This is a genomic window from Selenomonas sp. AB3002 (assembly GCF_000702545.1).
GTDB lineage: Bacteria > Bacillota > Negativicutes > Selenomonadales > Selenomonadaceae > Selenomonas_B > Selenomonas_B ruminantium_A.
The window spans coordinates 212,712-233,861 of sequence record NZ_JNIO01000002.1 but is presented as its reverse complement, the minus strand read 5'-3'; the positions used below and the strand labels follow the sequence as shown (position 1 = coordinate 233,861).

The 21,150-nt window shown below is 46.7% G+C and carries 22 protein-coding genes and 3 tRNA genes; 19 read left to right on the top strand and 6 right to left on the bottom strand.

Annotation, left to right across the window (positions count from 1 at the left end):
• The first annotated feature begins 13 nt into the window (after positions 1–13).
• Genes gltA through P159_RS0101425 form a run of 3 tightly spaced genes read left to right on the top strand, consistent with a single transcriptional unit; the run spans position 14 to position 2,495 of the window.
• Positions 14–1,420 carry an NADPH-dependent glutamate synthase gene (gene gltA, locus P159_RS0101435; RefSeq protein ID WP_029540726.1) on the top strand — a complete coding sequence of 469 codons (1,407 nt, stop codon included), beginning with the start codon at positions 14–16 and terminating at the stop codon, positions 1,418–1,420.
• Positions 1,420–2,001 (top strand): 3'-5' exonuclease, encoded by a 582-nt coding sequence (locus tag P159_RS0101430; protein ID WP_185753575.1) that lies wholly within the window; start codon positions 1,420–1,422, stop codon positions 1,999–2,001. The genes gltA and P159_RS0101430 overlap by 1 nt, the downstream gene beginning before the upstream one ends.
• The gene (locus tag P159_RS0101425) at positions 1,998–2,495 is read left to right on the top strand and encodes a DUF523 domain-containing protein (protein ID WP_029540719.1); all 498 of its coding nucleotides are present in this window, start codon (positions 1,998–2,000) and stop codon (positions 2,493–2,495) included. Before P159_RS0101430 ends, P159_RS0101425 begins: the two co-directional genes overlap by 4 nt.
• 99 nt (positions 2,496–2,594) lie before the next feature.
• Here the strand turns inward: P159_RS0101425 and P159_RS0101420 are convergent, their stop codons facing one another.
• Positions 2,595–3,026, bottom strand: a complete 432-nt coding sequence (locus tag P159_RS0101420) for a helix-turn-helix transcriptional regulator (protein ID WP_029540718.1) — start codon at positions 3,024–3,026, stop codon at positions 2,595–2,597.
• A 29-nt stretch (positions 3,027–3,055) separates the two neighbouring features.
• Here P159_RS0101420 and P159_RS19015 point away from each other — a divergent pair, with 29 nt between their 5' ends.
• Complete coding sequence (locus P159_RS19015; protein WP_185753574.1) at positions 3,056–4,564, top strand: serine/threonine-protein kinase; 1,509 nt, start codon at positions 3,056–3,058, stop codon at positions 4,562–4,564.
• 95 nt (positions 4,565–4,659) lie between these two features.
• Here the strand turns inward: P159_RS19015 and P159_RS0101410 are convergent, their stop codons facing one another.
• Positions 4,660–4,896, bottom strand: coding sequence for a helix-turn-helix transcriptional regulator (locus tag P159_RS0101410; RefSeq protein WP_029540716.1), 237 nt, complete (start codon positions 4,894–4,896; stop codon positions 4,660–4,662).
• Between the two features lie 183 nt (positions 4,897–5,079).
• Between P159_RS0101410 and P159_RS0101405 the strand changes: the two genes are divergently transcribed.
• Together P159_RS0101405 and P159_RS0101400 are read left to right on the top strand one after the other, a co-directional pair.
• Positions 5,080–5,274 carry a helix-turn-helix transcriptional regulator gene (locus P159_RS0101405; RefSeq protein ID WP_037376824.1) on the top strand — a complete coding sequence of 65 codons (195 nt, stop codon included), beginning with the start codon at positions 5,080–5,082 and terminating at the stop codon, positions 5,272–5,274.
• 95 nt (positions 5,275–5,369) lie between these two features.
• Positions 5,370–5,882 (top strand): DUF3944 domain-containing protein, encoded by a 513-nt coding sequence (locus P159_RS0101400; protein WP_051650039.1) that lies wholly within the window; start codon positions 5,370–5,372, stop codon positions 5,880–5,882.
• Between the two features lie 155 nt (positions 5,883–6,037).
• Here the strand turns inward: P159_RS0101400 and P159_RS18210 are convergent, their stop codons facing one another.
• On the bottom strand, positions 6,038–7,273 hold the full coding sequence (locus P159_RS18210) for a transposase (protein ID WP_072004085.1): 1,236 nt from the start codon (positions 7,271–7,273) through the stop codon (positions 6,038–6,040).
• Positions 7,239–7,478 (bottom strand): hypothetical protein, encoded by a 240-nt coding sequence (locus tag P159_RS19010; RefSeq protein ID WP_051650017.1) that lies wholly within the window; start codon positions 7,476–7,478, stop codon positions 7,239–7,241. Before P159_RS19010 ends, P159_RS18210 begins: the two co-directional genes overlap by 35 nt.
• 475 nt (positions 7,479–7,953) lie before the next feature.
• Between P159_RS19010 and P159_RS0101385 the strand changes: the two genes are divergently transcribed.
• The 6 genes from P159_RS0101385 (at position 7,954) to P159_RS19005 (ending at position 15,005) form a co-directional block, all read left to right on the top strand.
• Positions 7,954–8,640 (top strand): hypothetical protein, encoded by a 687-nt coding sequence (locus P159_RS0101385; RefSeq protein ID WP_029540698.1) that lies wholly within the window; start codon positions 7,954–7,956, stop codon positions 8,638–8,640.
• Between the two features lie 35 nt (positions 8,641–8,675).
• Entirely contained in the window at positions 8,676–9,446 is a 771-nt protein-coding gene (locus tag P159_RS0101380; RefSeq protein ID WP_029540692.1) for a hypothetical protein, read from the top strand.
• 88 nt (positions 9,447–9,534) lie between these two features.
• Positions 9,535–10,752 (top strand): GTPase domain-containing protein, encoded by a 1,218-nt coding sequence (locus tag P159_RS0101375; protein ID WP_029540691.1) that lies wholly within the window; start codon positions 9,535–9,537, stop codon positions 10,750–10,752.
• A gap of 63 nt (positions 10,753–10,815) precedes the next feature.
• Positions 10,816–14,046: an ATP-binding protein gene (locus tag P159_RS0101370; RefSeq protein ID WP_051650037.1), complete on the top strand. Its 3,231-nt coding sequence runs from the start codon at positions 10,816–10,818 to the stop codon at positions 14,044–14,046.
• Complete coding sequence (locus P159_RS0101365; RefSeq protein ID WP_051650036.1) at positions 14,043–14,585, top strand: HNH endonuclease; 543 nt, start codon at positions 14,043–14,045, stop codon at positions 14,583–14,585. The genes P159_RS0101370 and P159_RS0101365 overlap by 4 nt, the downstream gene beginning before the upstream one ends.
• A 12-nt stretch (positions 14,586–14,597) precedes the next feature.
• A complete protein-coding gene (locus tag P159_RS19005) occupies positions 14,598–15,005 on the top strand; it encodes an SMI1/KNR4 family protein (protein ID WP_029540688.1) in 408 nt (135 codons plus the stop codon).
• 359 nt (positions 15,006–15,364) lie between these two features.
• Here the strand turns inward: P159_RS19005 and P159_RS0101355 are convergent, their stop codons facing one another.
• Positions 15,365–15,925 carry a PD-(D/E)XK nuclease domain-containing protein gene (locus P159_RS0101355; protein WP_185753573.1) on the bottom strand — a complete coding sequence of 187 codons (561 nt, stop codon included), beginning with the start codon at positions 15,923–15,925 and terminating at the stop codon, positions 15,365–15,367.
• A gap of 257 nt (positions 15,926–16,182) precedes the next feature.
• On the opposite strand from P159_RS0101355, the gene P159_RS0101350 reads away from it, so the two are divergent.
• The 6 genes from P159_RS0101350 to P159_RS0101325 all read left to right on the top strand — a co-directional run bounded on the left by P159_RS0101350 (position 16,183) and on the right by P159_RS0101325 (position 19,281).
• Positions 16,183–16,569, top strand: a complete 387-nt coding sequence (locus P159_RS0101350) for a methylglyoxal synthase (protein WP_029540685.1) — start codon at positions 16,183–16,185, stop codon at positions 16,567–16,569.
• Positions 16,570–16,693: 124 nt separating this feature from the next.
• Positions 16,694–16,769, top strand: a tRNA-Asn gene (locus P159_RS0101345).
• A gap of 2 nt (positions 16,770–16,771) precedes the next feature.
• A tRNA-Glu gene (locus tag P159_RS0101340) sits at positions 16,772–16,846 on the top strand.
• A 4-nt stretch (positions 16,847–16,850) separates the two neighbouring features.
• Positions 16,851–16,926: transfer RNA gene (locus P159_RS0101335), tRNA-Lys, on the top strand.
• A 158-nt stretch (positions 16,927–17,084) separates the two neighbouring features.
• Entirely contained in the window at positions 17,085–17,816 is a 732-nt protein-coding gene (locus P159_RS0101330; RefSeq protein ID WP_051650035.1) for a LytTR family DNA-binding domain-containing protein, read from the top strand.
• On the top strand, positions 17,809–19,281 hold the full coding sequence (locus P159_RS0101325) for a GHKL domain-containing protein (protein ID WP_029540683.1): 1,473 nt from the start codon (positions 17,809–17,811) through the stop codon (positions 19,279–19,281). The genes P159_RS0101330 and P159_RS0101325 overlap by 8 nt, the downstream gene beginning before the upstream one ends.
• On the opposite strand, the gene P159_RS0101320 is transcribed toward P159_RS0101325, so the two are convergent.
• Positions 19,266–19,850 (bottom strand): hypothetical protein, encoded by a 585-nt coding sequence (locus tag P159_RS0101320; RefSeq protein ID WP_029540682.1) that lies wholly within the window; start codon positions 19,848–19,850, stop codon positions 19,266–19,268. The genes P159_RS0101325 and P159_RS0101320 overlap by 16 nt on opposite strands.
• A gap of 160 nt (positions 19,851–20,010) precedes the next feature.
• Between P159_RS0101320 and P159_RS19000 the strand changes: the two genes are divergently transcribed.
• A complete protein-coding gene (locus P159_RS19000; RefSeq protein ID WP_051650034.1) occupies positions 20,011–21,150 on the top strand; it encodes a DUF6033 family protein in 1,140 nt (379 codons plus the stop codon).

Genomic DNA, 21,150 nt, shown 5'->3' with positions numbered 1-21,150 from the left:
GGAGGTAAGCTAAATGGCTCTTTCTTTGGAAAAACATAAAATGCCGGTGCAGGACCCCAAGGTTCGTGCACATAATTTTGATGAAGTAGCTCTGGGCTACGATGAGGAAACTGCAGTGGCCGAGGCAGAGCGCTGCCTCCACTGCAAGGTGCCCCAGTGCCGCAAGGGCTGCCCTGTGTCCATCGACATCCCAAAGTTCATAGGCGAGATCAAAGAGCGCAACTATGATGAGGCCATCAAGACCATCAAGGAGTCCAACGGGCTGCCTGCCGTCTGCGGCCGCGTCTGCCCTCAGGAGAACCAGTGCGAGAAGATGTGCGTGCTGGCCAAGAAGGGCGAGTCCGTGGCTATCGGCCGTCTGGAGCGCTTCGTGGCTGACCGGGCCATGGCCAAGAATGAGCCTGTGGAGCCTGTGCAGTACGCTGAAGATGCCCAGAAGGTAGCTGTCATCGGCGCAGGTCCCTCCGGCCTTTCCTGTGCAGGGGACCTGGCCAAGAAGGGCTACAAGGTAACCATCTTCGAGGCCCTGCACAAGGCTGGTGGCGTGCTTTCTTACGGTATTCCCGAGTTCCGTTTGCCCAAGGATAAGGTTGTGGCCAAGGAAATCGAGAACATCGAGAAGCTGGGCGTGAAAATCGAGCTGGACAGCGTGGTGGGCCGTGTGGTTACAGTGGACGAGCTCATGGAGGAAGAGGGCTTTGATGCAGTCTTCCTGGGCACCGGCGCAGGCCTGCCCCATTTCCAGGGCATTCCCGGCGAAAGCCTCAACGGCGTGTACTCTGCCAATGAGTTCCTGACCCGCTGCAACCTCATGAAGGCCTACAAGTTCCCCGAATATGCTACCCCAATCAAGGTGGGCAAGAATGTGGCCGTGGTAGGCGGCGGCAACGTGGCCATGGACGCAGCCCGCACGGCTCTGCGCCTGGGGGCCGAGCATGTCTACATCGTCTATCGCCGCAGCGAGGCCGAGCTGCCCGCCCGCAAGGAGGAAGTGGAGCACGCCAAGGAAGAGGGCATTGACTTCCAGCTGCTCACCAATCCTGTGGAGGTTCTGGGTAACGAAGAAGGCTGGGTGAAGGGCCTCAAGTGCATCCGCATGGAACTGGGCGAGCCTGACGCTTCCGGCCGCCGCCGTCCTGTGCCTGTGGAAGGCTCTGAGTTTGAACTGGAGATGGACACGGTCATCATCGCCATCGGCACCGGTCCCAACCCCATCATCGCCCACACCACCCCGGGGCTCGAGACTACCAAGCGGGGCAATATCGTGGCCGATGAGGAGAGCTGCGCTACTTCCAAGCCCGGTGTCTTTGCCGGCGGCGATATCGTCACTGGCGCAGCCACGGTCATCCTGGCCATGGGCGCAGGCCGCAAGGCAGCTGCCGCCATTGATGAATACTTGAAGGAAAAGAGAAGCAAGTAATGATGAATTTTGCGGCGATAGATTTTGAGACTGCCACTTCTGCCCGGGACTCAGCCTGTTCCGTGGCGGTGGTGGAGGTAGTGGAGGGCAAGCTCTACGATTCTTACTATACCCTGATTCAGCCGCCTGAGAATAAATACAATCCCTTCAATATCCAAATACACGGCATCACCCGGGAAGATACCCGCTATGCTCCCAGCTTTGCCAAGATATGGCCGGAGCTGCAGGAGCATCTGGAAGGCAAAGTAGTGGTAGCTCACAATGCCCCTTTTGATATGGGGGTGCTGGGAGCCTGCCTCCTGCGGGCAGGGTTGCCAGTGCCGAAGTTTTCCTATTGCGACACCGTGGCCATTTCCCGCAAGGTTTGGCCGGAGCTGGAGAATCATAAGCTGAATACGGTGGGGTCCTTTCTGGACATAGATTTCAAGCACCATAATGCTCTTGACGATGCCCGTACCTGTGCCGCCATTCCCCTGAAGGCTGGGGAAGAGCTCTGCGAAGACAGCTTCCTGGGGCTGGCAGGCAGGCTGGGCGTTTCCGTAAAGCCCTTTGGCATCAGGAGAGGAGGATGCAGGAGATGATTCTGGTCAGTGCCTGTCTTTTGGGGCACAAGGTGAAATACTCCGGCGGGGCCAATCCCCATGAGCTTCTCATGCGTTACAACGAGCGGGGCAGGTTCATAGCCATCTGTCCCGAGTGCTTCGCCATGCTGCCCGTGCCCCGTCCTCCTATGGAAATCCAGGGAGGCAACGGCAAGAAAGTTCTTCAGGGCAAGGCCAAAGTACAGGACGAGGAAGGCAGGGAAACTACTTCCTATATGCTCACAGGTGCGGATAAGGCCTTGAAGATTGCCGAAGCCTACCATGCCCATGTAGCCATCCTCAAGGAGGGCAGCCCTTCCTGCGGCGTACACCGTGTCCACGATGGCAGCTTCACGGGCAAGTACACCAAGCATCCCGGTGTGACCGCTGCCCTACTGATGAAGCACGGCCTCAAGGTTTATTCCGAAAAGGACATGACTGTGGGCAGGCTGGAGGAGCTCATAGCCGAAGATATCAAGCGCGATCGCACGTAATCGTGAGAGCGAAATAAGGCACCCGGGACTTCGGTTCGGGGTGCTTTTGGTATATGGCAAAGAAAAAGCGCCCCTACAGGGCGCTGTGGGAGATGGCAATTATTCCAGGAAAACAGTTTCTGACAGAGAGGCCAGGAGGTCGTTGGTCTGGGGGACGGTAAGGTGATGCTCCAGGGCATGCCAGATGATGCTGTCCCAGGAATCCCGCACGTAGAGCTGGGTAGCGCCATCGTAGTAGAGCAGGTGCTGGGTTTCTTTTGGGGTGAGTTCCATGGCCAGGGCCAGAGCGATTGCTTTGTTGCGGGAGGTTTTCGCCTTCCGGCCAGCGAATATGTGGTAGGCGTAGGTGGAATCCAGGCCGGATCTTCCGATGACAGCTTTTTTGTCCAGGCCTTTCTGCTTAAGCAGCAGTTCAAGATATTCGGCCAGGGTATAATTCTGCAGGTTTTCATGATTGTTTGCGAGGTAATCATCCACTTTTTCAGCAGCAATCAGTTCGTGCTGTAGTTCTTCGGTATCTTTTTCACTCATGTCCTCCGCTCCTTTCAGGTATGATTAGCATGATACAACTGTTGGAGGCAAAAAGCAAGGTGGTGCGGATGAAGGCTGAAACAATGGCTTATCTGGAAGAAAAGTATGAAAAACTGCGGTTGCTGAAGCGTACTGACAAAAGCATGATCTGGCTGGCTTCTGAAAGGGACGGCAGTCTGGTAGTGTGGAAGGAAATAAGCTTCACTGGCCTCCCATATGCAGCACTGAAGCAGTTGCCACCAGGCCCCTGGCCTCGTGTGCTCCATGCGGCTGAGGATGGAGTAAGTACGTTGGTCATCGAGGAATACATACAGGGGGAATCCCTGCGTGAAAGGCTTTTCCGCAAAGCTTTCCTGACGGAAAAGGAAGCCGCAGGAATTATCATCCGGCTTTGCGAAGGGCTGGCCCGGCTCCATGAGGTAGGGATTATTCACAGGGATATCAAGCCGTCCAATATCATCCTGCAGGTAGGGGGCGGGGCGTGTCTGGTAGATTTTGATGCAGCCCGACTGGTGAAAGAGCACAGGGAGGAAGATACTCGTCTGTTGGGCACCAGAGGTTATGCCCCGCCGGAGCAGTTCGGCTACGGGCAGACGGAAGCCCGCAGCGATATATACTCGCTGGGGGTAACTATGAAAGAGGCGTTATCTCCAGGATACCGGGGCTATCTGCAGGGCATACTGGCCAAGTGCATGGAGATGGATGTGAAGCGTCGTTATGGCAGTGCTCAGAAACTGGCTCGGGCAGTGCGCTATGGGAAATACTGCAGTCCAGGGTTGCTGGCAGGAGCCTTTGTCCTGTCTGTGGCAGCGCTTTTTTTCCTGTACTCGTCTGTGCAACTCCGGCAGGAAGATATGTCGGAAACCATCACCAGCCAGCAGGAAAGCCTGCGTGAAACTGAGCCCGGGCAGGAGGAGAGCAATACTGCCCCCGAACGCTCCCAAGAGCAGGAAAAAGTGCCGCTGCCTCCTGTTCCGTCTGCTCCTCTGGCAGCAAATTCACCTGCGCCAATCCTTGCAGAACAACCAAGCGCAATACTTTTGGCCGGAGAGCAGCCTGAGGAAGAGGAAAGCGCCCCTCCTGCAGCGGAGGAGCGCATTTATATCACTATTTATTGGAACGGTCAGGAAATATGGCAGGGCCGCAATGAATTCGGCGTACCGCTAAACAACATGGGCAAGATGATAGATATTCCCAAGTCCCTTTGGAAAAGCTGGGGCGGGGATGCGTCACCTGTAAACTATCCAAGCAATTGGCAGATGGAGTTCAAGGTGCAGAACGCCTCCTCAAGCCCTTGGTACGGCCCAAGACTGGAGATTTCCTACGATGACCGTGGTGTTAGTCAGAGCAGTGTGCTGGAAAGAACTGTCCTGCAGGCGGGGGAGGAAATGACCTTTGAGATTCCGTTGGAGAGCTATGGCGCAAGGGAGCCTTGGGAAGAAGGCCCTACAAGGGAATTGCATCTGCACCTGTCAGGCGAAGGCAGCCAGAAGGTTTTCAACAGCGACTACAGCGTGAATTTTGCCTTTGAGCAGTGAGGCTTTAGAGAAAAAATTTGCATACAGGTACCACAGTTACCCCGCAGGTAAGTACATCCTGCGGGGTTTTTGTTACAATATGAGAAATGATAAGTTCACTCCTGCCGGGCAGGGGCACTGGGGTAAGGTTCCCTACGGTTGGTCAGACCCAGCAGGTAGTCAGTACTGGTGTGATGGTAGCGGGCCAGCTGGATGAGGACTTCCGTGGGTATGCTGCGAGAGCCAATCTCGTAGTAGGAATAGGATACCTGGCTGCAGTTCAGGTAATCAGCCATCTCTTTCTGTGTCAAATCCCTGTCCTCCCGCAGCTCTCGTATGCGGGGATAGCGCATGGGCATCAACCTTTCAATAGCATAGGCTAAGTATAGCCAATGCAGGAGAGGAAACTTGACTTTTAAAACAAATTGTTTTAAAATTGAGATGATTTTATAAGGAGAATGGGGGCAGTGCGGTTGCACTGTTGTAGCAAAATGTACCCGAGAAGGTGAGATGTTATCACACGGGGGAGGGGCTCCATGAACCCAATTCGCGAATATCGCCTGAAGCGCAAGCTGACACAGGAGGAACTAGCCGAGATGGTGGGCGTAGACCGCTCCAACGTAGCCAAATGGGAGACAGGAGTACACAAGCCCCGGGCAGACATGCTGGTCCTATTGGCAAAAGTTTTGCAATGTTCTGTTGACGAGTTGCTGAGGGAGGGGGCGGGATGAGCTGGTTGGTGACAATGGTGATGAAGATTATTTTGATAATTATAAAATTTCTCATATTATTGCCATAAAGAGCAATGGAGAAAGGAGAATATATCATGATATTCGATAAAGCAAGGGAGATAATTGCAGGAAGTCGTGAGTACCGTCGTGATGCGGATTTGGAAATATTAGCAAATGCCGATAATGAGGATTTAAAAATTCTGGTGGAATATTTGACAAAGGATAAGGAAGGAAACAAACTAATTAATGAGGAATTGACATCTCTTGATAAATACAAATCCAATCCAGATAATCCCAAGAGTTATTGGCAGGAGATTGCCAGAGAATTGCAGTTATATGGCGGCAATACATTGGTTTCTGCTCTTAGGGGGAAGGGTGTGCCTTATCGTGAAATTCTATGTGATGTTTGTGACAAGATGAAAGTAAATTACAGTAAAAATTCTAATATTGGGCTTATAGAATTAAATTTTTTGGAAAAAATTATTACAGATGTTATTGAAAAAATGAATGATGAAGAAAGAAAAGAGTTCGTCGATATATTGGGAATCGATGTTGCCAGCAATTCTGCGATTCCTGTTATCGGTGCTGTTCGTGCAGAAATAATGTAATTTAGAAAACACGGCAATCTAAATGAGAATGGACGGCTGTTAGTATTGAGGTGATGGGAAATGTTTTTACACGAAGCTGAAATACCTTAGCTTGAAAGTGTATGAGAAAATTGGCGCAGAAAAACCAGCCTCTGAAAAATATAGTTTTTCAGGGTTCACGCATGCTTACGCCAGGCCTTTACGTGTATGACGGATATTATTGCGAATAACCTAATATACCACATCATGGAAGAGTGATGGCGTCCTTCTTCCAGTAGCCCGTCAATCTTTATGCGTTTGTTGGCCCGTTCAGCAGATGTGCGCTTGTTGTAGATTTGCTTCCATTGAGGTGAACCGCGTGGAGGATCGCAGAACAGCCGTGGATTATCCTTAAGGCTTATATGCACAACACGACCATAAGTGGATTTGGTACAGCGCTTGTCGCACAAGCATAGCCTTTCTGCGTATTTTGTCTTCGGACAAATATATTTGGCTCTGTGCCGTTTCTTATCAGTGCCATCAGGTTTCAGGGGAAGTCCAAGAGGACAGATTGGCACACCGTCATCACTTATTGTATATCCCTTCTCCTCAGCTGATTTGGTACCACGAGGATTCAAGTCTATGAAGGGGGTTATGCTGCTTTTGCTGCACATTTCGTACACAGCAGTTGCATCGTGTGCGGAATCAAGGATCAAAGCGGAAATATTCCAGTCCGCAAAGAACGCCTTGATGCAGGCAAGTCCGTGTAGCATGGCAGGAAGGTCGTGGCGGGATGCACGCTCCAGGATAGGGAAGACAGGCAATCCGGAGTTAGCATCCGTGAAGAGATAGAGGTTATAGCCAAAGTAAAAGAAATTTCTGGACGAATCCCAGCCCCAATTGGCATCGGGCTGGGAGAACCAGCGCTTGTGGTGGCAACTGTCGATGCCCTTTTTATAGCAATCGCACATCGAGTGGCTTCGCTCACGGTTAGAAACCTGCACTGGAGTGCCGTCACCGGCCAGAACCAGTTTCCTGACATCCAGAAGATCTTTGTGAATCGAACCGGCCAGGAATACCCTGTTGTAGATTTCACCGATGATGTGCAGCTTGGTCATGAGGATACCTCCGGCACTGTGTCCATCAAAAAACTTGATGACGGTGGCAGCATGATCTTTGTCGAAGGACGGAGACTTTTCGCCATTGCTCTTTCCTTTAGGCGGTTTCTTCCTGCGGTAGCGCAGGTGAGGCAAGAAATTGTTGCCTCCTGGCCATAGGCGATGGAAGAAGTCATAAAAAGCGCCGAAGGATGGGGTATGGTCGGGTGAAAAGCCTGATAGTATGGCCAGAGACTCATCAGAGCGCAGACGTTCAGCCCAGCCAACAAGAGAGTTAGACTTAAGCCAGACGGAAAGCAAGTAGGAACGCAGCATAGAGGAAGGTAGCCATGCAGGACGACCTTCCGCTGAGTAAAAAGGGACGCATAATCTCGTCAACCGGTGAAAGGTCAATAGCCAGGAGGTTGACTGCCAGCTTGTGCTTCTTCTTGTCGAAGCGTTTGAGGCGACTGTTGTGAATGCGTTGGGAGAGGAGCTGCCTATAGGCAGCGTGGGAGCCGATTTCAGGCAATCTCAGCATGATGTTCACCTTCTTTCAAGTACTATTGTACATGTGAAACATCAAACTGAGATGGGTGATACTCATTCGCAACAGCATTTTTTCCATAAATTGTGGGGGCACATTGAATAATGTGCCATGGCTCAAGGCAGACAAATAGAGGGCTTTGAGTTTTCTAATTTACATAAATAGTGAAAGGAGGGGATGTTGCTTTTGAAATTTCACTTATGCTTGCGTATCAGACGGCGCAGTCAACATTACCCAAATCAACACTTTCAACACTTGCTGCGGTAGGGGGGGGTGGTGGTGGATTTGCGGTTAGCAGGGGAATAGCCAGCATTTTGGCAGGACCAATTGGTGTGGTGCTGGCAACAGTATGGACAGCCGTAGATGCTGCCGGCCCTGCTTATCGTATTACTATTCCAGCGGTGATTCAAATAGCACATATTCGTATAAAATCGCAAAATAGATGAAAAGTGACGAAGGAGATCTTGCTGTGAAAAATATAAAATATTCTGTTAAATGTATAACTATGGGAAGCGGTTTAGAAGTATTATGCAGGAAATTGAAATCGCTGAATGGAATAGAAATTATCGATAAAAATGGATTAGATGAAGATGTATGGAAAAATGTAGATTTAGGTTTCATAATAGCAGATGATGTGGATGATGATGAATTGGAAGCGGTATTGAGGAATGCTGGAAAGTATGCAAAAAATGTTTTTACAATAGCAATATCAGATAAAGGTATAATGGGAAATTTTTTAAGTATAAATCCTTCTGAATTCAAAAATGATGATATGTATGATTATATTATTAATGCTGTAGAGTCAATAATAGGCGAAGTAGGCCTTCCTGGTGAGGTTTCTTTAGATATAGATGATTTTTCAAATTTGTTTAGTATAAATCATCAAATATCTTTTACATATGGTGAAGCTGCAGGAGATAAAGTATTGGTAGAAATAACCAGATGTGTCATTGATAAAAATAAATTGGATTTGTCAAAGGCTGATTATATCATATACAGTGCGGTAAGCGGTAAAAACAATATAGAGCTGCACGAAATAGATGAAGTTATAAAGATGTTAAAACGTGGGTCAAATAGTGATACAAATATCATTTATGGATTTAGAATGGATAAGAATTTAGGCGACAATGTTAAAGTCTTTATTTGGTCGGCATAGTAAATGAATTGCAAGTAAAAAGGATTTGCAAGAATATGAAAAACTATATAAAAATCATACATAATCCTCATAATGGTCAAGTTTCATTCCACTTTAGAGAAGAGGATGGTAAGTGGCGTGCTTTATCCAGCTATTCTCCACTAACAAGACCTGAATATACCAATATGAAAAACTTATCTTCCGAAGCATTGCATAAATTAATCGAAAAGATAGATGAGGTATACAATAGGAACAATAGAGGTTTAGAAATTGTATATGAAGGGTCTGAGACAATCTTTGATTCTATTAGAAGAATAATAAGAAATGGGTATCAAAACAGGTGTATTAAATGTAAATGGGAAACAACTAATATAGCAGTCCTTGGTAAAGAAGGAGTTGATAAATCAGATGTGATAGAATCCCTGGGAAAATTCATGGGATTTGAGTGCAAAAGAGAAATGGGAAGATACTTTATTCGTTATATTGATGAGTATAATCATGTATGCTGGTATGTTAATAGAACTGATGATATTAGAAAATTTTATGATAGTATTTTTGATAAAGATATAACAGTACTCTTGTATTGTATACAAGGAGGAAGAATAGAGCCCTACGAATTAAGTTTCTTAGCAGATGTCAAAGAGAAATTTTCGCATATGAATATGAATGTTGTGTTAACAAATTGTAGTATGGAAGAGAATGAACTTAAAAATATGATTAGTGAGATTGAAAAAGCAATGGATAATAAAATAAGAGTTATTCCTATTATGGGGTATAATGTGAAGTTAAGAGGAGTGGGAGAGTTAAAGCCGTTTGGATTGAAGTAATTAAGCGAAAGAGTATTTGAAGGAAAATAAAGGCATATAGAGTTGCGAAAATAGAACAATTGTTTACACCAAAGGGGTACGTGGTATTATGCACGATAAAGAAAATAATAAAATTTATAAAGGTTTGCGTAAAAAAGGTTTGACTGTAGCTGAGAAGAAAAAGGAATTAGAGAAAAAGGTTGATTCATGTAAGGAAAAAGGAGAATTACCTGTAGCAAATATCATTGTTGCAGGTATTACTGGATCTGGAAAAAGTACTTTAGTTAATGCAGTGTTTGGAGAAGAGATGGCAGCTACAGGTATGGGGAAGCCTGTTACTGAACATATTGCGGAATATAAGCCTAAAGACAAGCCGATATGTATTTGGGATACAGTCGGATTTGAACTTGATTCTAGTAAAACGGGAGCTTCTATTAAATCAATAAGAGAAACGATTAGAAAGAAAGCTAAATCTGAAGATGTTTTTGATAGGATACATGCTATTTGGTATTGCATAACTGCTGATTCAAACCGCGTTCAACCGAAGGAAATAGAGTTTATTAAAAGATTATATGAAGAGGGCGTACCTTTTATTATTGTTATAACTAAATGTCACCTTGCTGAAGAAGACACTGATCGTTTCGAAAATGAAATAAAAAATGCAACTGAAGAAAATGGTATGAATAATATTGATATCATTCAGATTTTAGCTAAGCCTTATAAGGCAAGGGGAGCGGATAAGCCTATCCCTTCTTTTGGTTTACCTAAATTGATAGACGTAACATTGGCTAAATTGCCTAAATTTATCGTCAGCGCATTTACGGCAGCTCAGAAAGTAAATAAAAATGTGAAAAGAGATGAATGTGGAAAAATTATTTTGAGAATAGCACGGGAATCTATAGGATTTCTAAATAAGCTGGTAATTATAGGGATAATACCACTTTCAATGAATATTAGAGAAATGCTTATTGGTATAAGCAAGCAATATAATGAAGTGGTTCCTGATGTAAAGATCGATGAATTTATTTTGCCACGATTGAAAGATCTTTTGCTGATGTGGGCAAAAGCACAGCTTCCAATAGATATGGTGAAAAGTCAAATCTTTGATTTCCTTGAAGAAAAAGAACGTGAAGGATTCAAACTAAAGAATTGTAAAATGTCCGATTTTGGTAAAACTCAATATCTCATAGTTTATGTTGGTGTTTCCTTCGTAGAAGCGTATGAGCAAGTTTGGGATGAGGTGAACGATGGACAGTTAAAAGAATTGAAAGAGAAAACTGATAGATTGGCTGAAGTGCTTAAGGTAAAATTTAGAAATTATAAGTAAAAAATTATTGGGGCAAATTTTGGTGTTGAAAATAGTGAAATGCTAAAATTGGAGGTGTGGATTATGGGAATCGTGACAAATACGAAGGAATATATACAGCAGAGAATGATTCCTGTAGGGAGAGCAATAGGTGATGGTATTGCACATGTCGCTGGTTTTAGTCCAAAGCAGATTAATGAGGCAGAGGAAAAAAGAAGCAGATACCTTCAATCCATGCCTGATATGGAATCAGATAAAATTAAAAATGTCATACAGAGCAATATGGGGGCTATAGCAGTAGAAGTATATCAAGCTTATTTTGAACAATTGAAAACTGTTTATGAACCCCTAGGATTTGTTTCGGAACGCTTTGATTCTGATAATAGGATTCGATATTTTGATATAACTAAATGGGTGGTAGATAGGGACGAAAAAAGTTTGGATAAACTCATTAATGTTTATCATGTGTTAAGTGAAGAAGAATGCAACATTGCGTTGATTTACAATAGGAATAGGGAGTCATGTCGTTTAACATTGGGGATTGTGAATAACAATTTAAGTGCTGATCCAGCTATTGCCGATAATTATCAGGAGCGCATAGCAGGGGCCTTGAAAGGTAATTTCCCGGGTACTTGTTTTGAAGAAGCCCAATGCGGTATACCTAATGTATTCACTGAGATTGCCAATGAACTTGGACAAACAAAATCTGTGGCAGTGGTTTCAAATATTGCCTCAGATAAATCTGAAAGCTTTATAAGTCAAAGTATAGAAAAACTTCTAGATGGATTCGTTCCTGAGAATGAGGGACAAGAGTATGCAGTTGTTCTATTGGCAAAGCCGGTCAGAGATCAATTGGAAAGAAAAAACAGATTGTATGATATGTATTCCAGATTGGCTCCTTATGCAGAGTGGGAGAACCAATATTCATATATGGAATCAGAAAGTCTATCCTCTTCTGCAACATTAGGTGCCAATATAAATGTAAGCACAGGAGCTCATGCAAGTGGTAATGTAACAGCAGGAACGGGTCATTCACATTCTGTTTCCAGTGGCAATAATTCTGGTGCAGGTCTCTCATTTACACCATTTGGAATTGGAGGAAGTATAAGCGGGGGAAGCTCAAGTAGTACCACGGACACATATAGTGCATTTGAATCCTCTGGAATAAGCAGTGGCGTGAGTGCAGCTTTGAATTTTGGTGCATCATTTTCTCGTTCGGCAGGTGTGGCGGTTCAGTCAGGGAAAAATGAAGGAATAATCCTGAAACAAATAAATTTTGCTATAAAGCATACCTTGGAAATTATTGAATCTCAAATAAAGAGGATAGAGGAAAGTTCTGCCCTTGGAATGTGGGAATTTGCAGCTTATGTTGTTTCTGATAGTTCCATTGTCGCTAATAATGTGGCTCATATGTATTTGGCTCTTACCCAAGGAGAATCTTCATATGTAACAAAGACAAATGTGAATCTTTGGGATGGTTCCAGAGAAAGGCAGTATTCATATGCTATTCTATCTAATATATATAGGTTGCAACATCCAGTGTTTGCGAGGAGATTATCTTATGAAAAAGAATGGCTCATGTATCCTACCCTGATAACGCCAACAACTGCATTATCAGGGAAGGAATTGTCCAAGGCATTAAATTTCCCGCGTAAATCGGTTGGGGGCCTGCCTGTTTTAGAAATGGCTTCCTTCGGCAGAGAAATAATAAAGTTAAGGGATACACCTAATGATAAAGAAAAGAGAATGAATATTGGGCGTATTTATCATATGGGAATTGAAGAAAACAATCCCGTATATTTTAATATGAATTCTTTGAACACGCATACTTTTGTAACAGGTTCGACAGGTAGTGGCAAATCAAATATGGTTTATCGATTGCTGGATGAATTGAAGCGCCATAAAATTCCTTGGCTGGTTATTGAACCTGCCAAAGGTGAATATAAAGATGTTTTTGGGGGAATGTCAGATGTTACTACCTATGGGACAAATCCATTTAAGGTTCCCAATCTGTTGAAAGTAAATCCCTTTAGTTTCCCAGATGATGTGCATGTGTTGGAGCATATTGATAGGCTGGTAGAAATTTTCAATGCTTGTTGGCCTATGTATGCAGCGATGCCTGCAATCTTGCGGGAAGCCATAGAACGAGCGTATGAGGAATGTGGCTGGAATCTTAACCTGTCTAAGGGAATCGGTGTATATCCTGATTTCAGCACTATTTTGGAGATACTCCCCGTGGTTATTGATTCTTCGGCATATTCTGCTGATACTACCAGTGATTACAAGGGGGCGTTAATTACGCGCATACGTTCTCTCACGCGGGGGATTCATGGCTTGGTTTTCAGTGGGGATATTTCTGCTGCTGAACTATTCAGTCGTAATGCAATTGTTGATTTGAGCAGGATTGGTTCTCAGGAGACAAAATCATTGATTATGGGGATATTGGTTCTGAAATTACAGGAATATCGGATGTCGGAAGGGAATCAACCCAATATGATGCTACGGCACGTCACGGTGCTGGAAGAAGCCCATAATCTACTGAGAAAAACTTCATCAGAGCAGTCCCAAGAGAGTTCGAACCTTGCTGGACAGGCGGTAGTTATGCTGTCCAATGCTATTGCAGAGATGCGTACATATGGGGAAGGATTTGTTATTGTTGATCAGTCGCCAGGATTGATGGATATGTCGGTTGTTCGAAATACGAACACGAAAATCATCATGCGTCTGCCTGACGAAGGCGATAGGGAACTGGTTGGTCGTGCGGCAGGACTTAATGATGCACAGATTGAGGAACTGGCCAGGCTGGAAATGGGAGTTGCGGCTGCGTTCCAAAGTGATTGGGTAGAGCCTGTACTGGTTAAAGTGACAAAATTTGAGAATATGCAGCCTTTGAAGAAAAGGTATGGCACCGAGAATTTTGAATGGTATGATAAGGAGCCAGAGGCTGTCCGTAAGTTTCTGCGAAACGCGATGGATTTAGAGCAAGAGCAGCTTTCGACAGAAGATAAAGATATTCTTCGTAAATGGTACAAGCGTTTGGGGTTAAGTTTAAAAGCGCAGTATGTATTTGATGAAATCTTGAATGGGAAAATGCTCAATGAGGAAGCTCAGCTGCTTGTTATTTTAGGAATAGCAGGACAAAGAGCGTCGGCAATGCTGTCAAAGGAAGCGATGATACATGAAATAGATAGTATTTTTAGGGGACGTTATGGCATTGACTCTGAAAGTGACGTTATCCGTGAAACGAATTATCTTATAAGGAACTTCTTGCCAGATATTTTGGGGCAAGACAGGAAAGCAGGTGTTGTGTTATGATAGAGAAAGGTGGATGTGAATCTCTTGAGAAGGTGACACCGCGAAATGATATTGCTACCTCCAGAAGGCAACATCTGGAAAAGAATGCAACGGTATCTGATTCGGAAAGGGAGAAGCTGGAGCATATAACGACAATTCGTGAAGATCTGGCAGGTAAAAAACATCCTGATACAGGTGTGTTGTATAGGAAGAGAATAGTAGAGACTTCTGATGGTAAGCAAGTTGAGGGAGTATTTCCTAAATTTCCTAGTGTTTATGATACTAAGCTTTCGCCAGAGCAATACAAAGCATCAGATGCAGTTCAGTTCAATACTTGCAAACAAAAGTTAAAAGAATCTGTGAATAATAATCCTGATATGAGAAGCAAATTCAACGCAAAACAACTTGGCCAAATTGAAAATGGAGACAGGCCAAGTGGTTATACATGGCACCATAATGAAAAGCAGGGTAGGATGCAGTTGGTTCCTACAGAAGTACATAGCAAAACGCCACATACTGGAGGAAGAAGCATATGGGGCGGTGGAAGTGATTATAGATAAGGGGATGGTCTTGTGGAGTGGAAATATGTCGAACCTTTGGAAAAGGTCAATGCGGTAGAAGTCTTTCTGAAGAATCAGGGAATATCTGTGTCAAAAGAGGTTGTGACGTTTATAGTTAAACACAATGCTGGTCGTCCTGCTGTGAATCGCTTTGATACGAACAAGAGAAAAGAATGTGTTTTTGATGGAGTGTTTTCTTATAATGAGAAAGATCCTGAGAACATATATGGAATTTATAAAGGCGAATTAAAAGAATCACTGAAGAAAGCTGGTTTGTTTCCTTTTGGCATGGAGCCAGGTGGCGATTTGATTTGTGTTGACATGAAAAACAAGGGAAGGATATGTATATTTGGATTGGAAAGCGGTGAGGTTGAATTTATAGCTGGGAATATAAATGATATGATGAATAAACTATATTAAAAGTGGGTTTATCATGATTGGAGCTGTTTATGAAATCCATCCGAGCGAAAACCTGCCGTCGCTGTGCTTTCTGCCAATATTGGTATGACCCTGGCAACGCCGCCATACGCCCCAAGAACCCTGCGCTGGGTTTATGGGAATATGATGAGAATGCTAAGAGCCATTGCAATAAGTTCGACTATAAACCGCCCAGAAGAAGCTCTCAGTCCTGCAATTCCTGGGTGTGCAAGGTGTGAATATATGGCGCTGTTTTTGATAATGCTGGTTCTGGTAAGCATATAAAAACAGGGTTAGGTGGGGGAAATGAGCCACAACCTGCCCTGTTTTCATGCTATTTGGTTGACGTATAGCGTGGGTGCTTACATCCCTGCCATGCAAACCTTCTTCCCCTGGAAGGCGATGCCGTAACTCCAGATTTCCTTTACGCCCTGTCGGGATAGTTCGTGTGTGTACTCTTTTTCCGCAATCTGCCCCAAAGCCTCTTGGGCTTTTTCTTCCAGTTCCTCCTCGGATTTGGCAGCCTTAAGTTCCAGGATAACCCCGGGGGTGACCGGTTTTAGAGGGAAAAAGGCCAGGTCGAAGCGGCCGTAGCCGGATTCGCGATTGGACTCCACCCGGTATTTTCCGTCAAGGAGTACGGAGAAGCCAAGCATCATACCGTGATATAAACAGCGAACCGATGCTTCAGCATCATGTGAGTCGTTTACGCCCTGGTGAAAACTCTCGGGCTGGGCAGTATCGTGATAGCTCACGAAATCCTGCAGGATATCGGCAAGGTGTTCCGAGAATTCTTTTGTGTCCCCGGCCATCATGGCACGAAGCATATCCCGCAGCAGGGTTTCACCTTGGCTGGGGACGATGTGACTAAGGATTTCCTTTCGATAGGCCATGCGGACTTCCACATTGGGAATTTTCAGCAATGCCCAGTCTGCATAGTCTTCGTCTTTCTAAGGGCAGAGCCGAGGAAACTGCGCATGAAGTCGATGCACTCCTGATTATTCCAATTCGTCATGGAAGGGAAGATTCCTTTGGGAACAGCTTAATTTGAAGGTTCGAAGCCATAAGGAAAGCCCGTTATGGCTGGCGGTCTATGAATCTGCCTGTCGACAAACAGTCATAATAGCTGTACAATATGAAAAGAATGAAAAATTCACACTAGCGAAAAGAGGTTGAGTATATGGAAACTATTGCTTTGATTGCTCATGACAAGAAGAAGGAAGAAATGCTGGACTTTGCTTCTAATCACAAGGAGCTGCTCTCCAAGTTCCATCTGGTTGCTACCCGTACCACCGGCACGCTGCTGAAGGAGAAACTGGGGCTGGAGGTGGAAACCATGATGTCCGGTCCTCTGGGAGGCGACCAGCAGATCGGCGCTTTGGTGGCTACGGAGAAGGTGCATTATGTGATTTTCATGAGGGATCCCCTGACCTCTCAGCCTCATGAACCGGATATCAATGCGCTGCTCAGGCTCTGCGATGTGCACAATATCCCTCTGGCGACCAACAGGAAGAGTGGCCATATCCTCTTGCAGTATGCGGATAAAAAGCTCAACGAGCAGGACTGAAAAGCCCCTTTGAAATTTTTTCAAAAAAAGTTTCAAAAAGGTGTTGACGAATGGGGAAGACCTGTGTATAATAATCTATGTTGTTAAGGCACAGCGCAAAAACAAAAGCGCGACGCCATGACATTCCTCGATAGCTCAGTCGGTAGAGCACCTGACTGTTAATCAGGCTGTCGCAGGTTCGAATCCTGCTCGAGGAGCCAATGGCGCCATCGTCAAGCGGTTAAGACACCGCCCTTTCACGGCGGGTTCATGGGTTCGAATCCCATTGGCGTCACCATATCGACTCACTAGCTCAACTGGCAGAGCAACTGACTCTTAATCAGTAGGTTCACGGTTCGATTCCGTGGTGGGTCACCATTGAATGCACAAGCCACCTTCGGGTGGCTTTTTTCTCGTATGCAGAAGTGATTTGCCATTCGCACCTCAAATGGGGTTGTTGGCTCCCTGCCTATTGAATCTTCTCTTCCTTTGTGCCTAAAATGTAAATTGGCATAATAGGCAAGGGAGACTTGAATGTGAACATAAAGATAGCCGTTTGCGACAGCAGCAGGGAGTCAGTAGACTGCCTGAAAGACTTGATTGTCAGGCAAAAGCCCGGAACAAGGGTACAGGCCTTTGCCTCGGCAGAGGAACTATTGGCTTTGGGCGAGGAGTTTGATATATATTTCCTGGATATAAAGGGAGCCGGAGGCATGGAACTGGCCCGTCATCTGCGGGCACGGGAGCAGGGGCGGCGCCATATCATCATCTTTGTCACGGGTTACAGGGAGTATATGGAGGCGGCCTTTGATGTGCAGGCGTTCCATTATCTCGTGAAGCCTATCGACAGAGAAAAATTTGCGCAAGTGCTGGAAAAAGCCTGCCGGGAAGCAGAATTCCTGCATCAGCAGGGAGAAGACCACGTGATTCTGAAGGTGCGGGGCCGGGAGGGGGAGATGGAAAGTCGCAAGGTGCTCTTGCGGGATATCCACTTTGTGGAGAGCAATAACAAGAATGTGATTTTCCATACTGAGGGCGATGTTTTCTCAGCTCAGGGCACCATGGAGGAGTTTGAGGAAAGGCTGGGGGCTGGTTTTTACCGCTGCCATCGCTGTTTCATCGTGAACATGGCCAAAATCACTGCTTACAACCAGAGGGAAATCCAGGTGGCAGGGGGAGAGACGGTCATGCTGGCCCACAAGCGCTACGGGGCCTTTGTGAAGGAATATCTCCGCTATGCCAGGGGAGGAGGTATGGTGAGTGTTTGAGGATTATCTGCTGGAGGTCATGGTCAGCCTGGTCTCCGGCTTTTTGGCGTTCCGCTATACGGAAAAATTCCTGCCTTTGCAGGCCGACAGGCGGGGGCGGGCCATGGGCCTTTGGCTGGCGGTTTTCGTCCTGGGACAGCAGCTTGCATCCAGGGGCATGGAATTTGCCTTGCCGGAACTGCAGCAGGGCATTTACGGCAGCATGCTGGGGCTTTTGGCAGGGACCTTGCTTATGGTCCTTCTGCAGAGGTGTTTCTTTGAGAAGGACATGACCAGGCAGATTTTTGTCTTGGCCAGCTTCTGGGCGGGCTGGGGTATACTGCGCTTTACCGTCAGTCCTTTGGCTCATGTGCTTTTCGACTGGTGGAATCCCCTGTGGCTGTATCTGGTGGAAGAAAGCATGAACCGGGGGATTGTGCCTGCTGATTGGCTAGTGGCAAATCTGGCCATGCTGAACCGGGTGTCGGTCTTTGTGCTACTCACGTTCTGCCGTCTGGTGCAGCTGGGGCTGCTGGCCCTGTACCTGCGGCTTATCGTGGTGAATTTCCCTGGGGATTACAAGCTGAAAGGTCAGGAGAGCTTCTTCCTGCTGATTCCCTGCGCTACGGCTTTGGTGATAGACCTGACCCTGCGGGTCATGGCCTTTTCCGTGGACAACAGTGCGCTCATGCTGATTTACGACAGGACGCCGGAAATCCTCGTGCTGTTGCCAGTGGTGAGCCTGTTGCTTCTGGGGCTGGTGGTATCGGCGGTGATTCTCTTCCGGGGACTGGTGCAGTCCAAGGAAGAGGAGCAGAAACGGCTGCTGTTGGAAAAAGGCGTGGCAGATGTACACAGGCAGGTGCATGAACTGGAGGATATCTACGGAGATATCCGTGGCCTGCGTCATGACCTGCGTGGGCATATTGCAAACCTGGCTGACTATGTGGAGCGCCATCTGCCAGAGGGCGGCAGGGAACTGGAGCCATACCTTTCAGGCATGGCCAGCACCGTGGCGAGGCTGGATTTTGCGGACAAGACAGGCCATGCCCTGACAGATATCATTCTCCATCAGGCCAGGCAACAGGCGGAGAAAAGGGGCATAGGCTTCTCTGCTGATTTCCATTATCCCAGGGAAGGCAGCTTTGACGTTTACGATATAAGCGTCATGCTGAACAATGCCTTGCAAAACGCCATTGAGGCCTGTGAAAAAGTTTCTGGCGGCGCGATAGATGTGCGCTCATACCTGCGGGGCAATTTGTATTTCCTTGAGGTTATTAACGATTACGCAGGCAGCCTGCAATGGCAGGAGGGAGGCGAACTTCCTTCCACCAGCAAGGAGGACAGGCAAAATCATGGGCTGGGCCTTGCCAATATCGCCCGTTGTGCGGGGAAGTACCAGGGCACCGTGGATATTGAGACAAGCGAAAAAGACGGCAGACCAAAATTTTGCCTTACCGTCATGCTTTATCAGCGCATCAGCTGAGATTGTAGATGATTTTTCTGTTGGGTTTCGGGGGAGCCTGCCGACAAGATTCGGCGGGCTTCTTTTTTTATAAGCCTTATTTCCCAACCTGCAACAGGCTGGCCTGTGATTTGTCCTTGATTGTTTACAAAGACAAAGGTTGGGGTGCTTTTGATAGTTGAGAGGAAGGGGAACAGGCTGTCATTGGTTAAAAGTTGGGGAAAGCTTGAGGGCAAGTTGCGGGTCATGCTCTTGGCTTTCGCAATCTTATCGGCGGGAGCATCGTCCTTAAGATCACCAACCAACCCTACAAGCTGAATAGAGTTTTCCTCTGTTTGTTGCCATGCTGCCAAGGCTTCAAGAATTTCAGCAGAGGAATCGTCTTTAGTTACCCAAAGGCAGACAAGGGTGAGATGGCCGTGGAAAAGGCTTTCGTCATACTCCTGCCCGTTTAAGTCTCTTGTACGGAAAGAGGGAAAGGTTGCAGGGGATTGTGGGAGTGTAGGGCTGAGATAGAATATGTCAATGGCAAAGAGCAGGATAATAAGGGTAAGTGGCGGCAGAAAGTACCGCAGATTTTGTTTCGTCATGGCTAAGACCTCGCTTTGCTATAGCATAGCACATAGCTTCCTTGCTTCCAATGCTGTTCGCACCGCAAATATAACCGTTCGCGCCAATCCTATTAAGAACAGCGTTTGCAGGTCGATATATAGGTAAAGAGGAGTTCGTCAGCACAAGGAGGTAAGGAAAATGCCGGTGAAAGTAGGAGCAAGCTATGTGTCCGAGGCGGCGTACGAATTTGCCAAGGCGCGCAGGGCGGAGAAAGCGGAAGGCAAGGAGGAGAAGGGCGTACTGAAAGAGCTGAAGGAAAAATATCCTGGCCTCAATATCACTGTGGGTACGGGGCCTTTCTCCGGCACAGGCACGAATAATCTTTCCATTTCGCCCAGGATTCTCAAGCAGATGGAGCAGGACCCGGAGAAGCGCATGGAGTATGAGGCGCTGATTTATGATGTGGCCCATACTGATGTCAATGGCGGGATTATGCCAGGCAGGAAGATGAAATCTCACGGCTTCATCATTGATGACAACGGCGGTCTGCGCGGTTGGGGGATTTCCGAAAGCAACGATGGCAGCCAGCGCCATCAGTCGCATCTTAAGCGCTCAGAGAAGAAGAACTGGTGGGAGGAGATGCTGGGGAAGCCCAAGCAGAAGAAAAAATCCTCGGCTAAGGTTAGGCAGGAACTATTGGAGAAGAGCAAGGAGCAAGCTGCCAAGGCGGATGAGGAGCCGACGGGCCTGCTGGCGGCTTTGCAAGGACAGGGGAGCGCTGTCAGGGACAAGGTGGTGCAGAGTGCAAAAGCTGATAACAATTCCGGCTTTGCCACCAAGAACGAATTGTATAAGTATTTGCAGGGAAACTATGACATCGTCAAGGGCGGCATGGCCAGCATTTCCGGCAAGTTCCTGCAAAAGTGCGTGACGGACGAGGAGAGCAGGAACAGGCTTTTTGACATCTTGAAAGCGGCAGACGAAAGCTATGCCAAGCGTAAGGATGAGGTGGGCTTCCAGGGGATGCAGATTACAATTGACGAAAATGGGGAAGTGACGTCAGAGTCCACCAAGAGCACTGTTTCCATCAACGAGGACAAACGCCGCCGTCAGATTGCTGCTGCCTCTACCAAAGGTGATATGCAATCCGTAATTGCCCTGCTGGAGGAAGATCTGCAGCAGGTGGAAGACGGACTGAAGCAGAATATATGTGACGAGGCTGAGGTGGCGAAGGCGAAGAAGCTTTTGGAGCTGGCCAAAGAGCGTATGGCTAAGCTGCCGGACAGGGCACCCACGCCTGCGGAACAGAGCAATATGACAGTGAATATGCTCATTTGA

Excerpts from the sequence above, each read along its gene's own strand:
- gltA (WP_029540726.1), top strand. The coding sequence starts at position 14 with ATGGCTCTTTCTTTGGAAAAACATAAAATGCCGGTGCAGGACCCCAAG.
- P159_RS0101430 (WP_185753575.1), top strand. The coding sequence starts at position 1,420 with ATGATGAATTTTGCGGCGATAGATTTTGAGACTGCCACTTCTGCCCGG.
- P159_RS0101425 (WP_029540719.1), top strand. The coding sequence starts at position 1,998 with ATGATTCTGGTCAGTGCCTGTCTTTTGGGGCACAAGGTGAAATACTCC.
- P159_RS0101420 (WP_029540718.1), bottom strand. The coding sequence starts at position 3,026 with ATGAGTGAAAAAGATACCGAAGAACTACAGCACGAACTGATTGCTGCT.
- P159_RS19015 (WP_185753574.1), top strand. The coding sequence starts at position 3,056 with ATGATACAACTGTTGGAGGCAAAAAGCAAGGTGGTGCGGATGAAGGCT.
- P159_RS0101410 (WP_029540716.1), bottom strand. The coding sequence starts at position 4,896 with ATGCGCTATCCCCGCATACGAGAGCTGCGGGAGGACAGGGATTTGACA.
- P159_RS0101405 (WP_037376824.1), top strand. The coding sequence starts at position 5,080 with ATGAACCCAATTCGCGAATATCGCCTGAAGCGCAAGCTGACACAGGAG.
- P159_RS0101400 (WP_051650039.1), top strand. The coding sequence starts at position 5,370 with ATGATATTCGATAAAGCAAGGGAGATAATTGCAGGAAGTCGTGAGTAC.
- P159_RS18210 (WP_072004085.1), bottom strand. The coding sequence starts at position 7,273 with ATGCTGCGTTCCTACTTGCTTTCCGTCTGGCTTAAGTCTAACTCTCTT.
- P159_RS19010 (WP_051650017.1), bottom strand. The coding sequence starts at position 7,478 with ATGCTGAGATTGCCTGAAATCGGCTCCCACGCTGCCTATAGGCAGCTC.
- P159_RS0101380 (WP_029540692.1), top strand. The coding sequence starts at position 8,676 with ATGAAAAACTATATAAAAATCATACATAATCCTCATAATGGTCAAGTT.
- P159_RS0101375 (WP_029540691.1), top strand. The coding sequence starts at position 9,535 with ATGCACGATAAAGAAAATAATAAAATTTATAAAGGTTTGCGTAAAAAA.
- P159_RS0101370 (WP_051650037.1), top strand. The coding sequence starts at position 10,816 with ATGGGAATCGTGACAAATACGAAGGAATATATACAGCAGAGAATGATT.
- P159_RS0101365 (WP_051650036.1), top strand. The coding sequence starts at position 14,043 with ATGATAGAGAAAGGTGGATGTGAATCTCTTGAGAAGGTGACACCGCGA.
- P159_RS0101350 (WP_029540685.1), top strand. The coding sequence starts at position 16,183 with ATGGAAACTATTGCTTTGATTGCTCATGACAAGAAGAAGGAAGAAATG.
- P159_RS0101320 (WP_029540682.1), bottom strand. The coding sequence starts at position 19,850 with ATGACGAAACAAAATCTGCGGTACTTTCTGCCGCCACTTACCCTTATT.
- P159_RS19000 (WP_051650034.1), top strand. The coding sequence starts at position 20,011 with ATGCCGGTGAAAGTAGGAGCAAGCTATGTGTCCGAGGCGGCGTACGAA.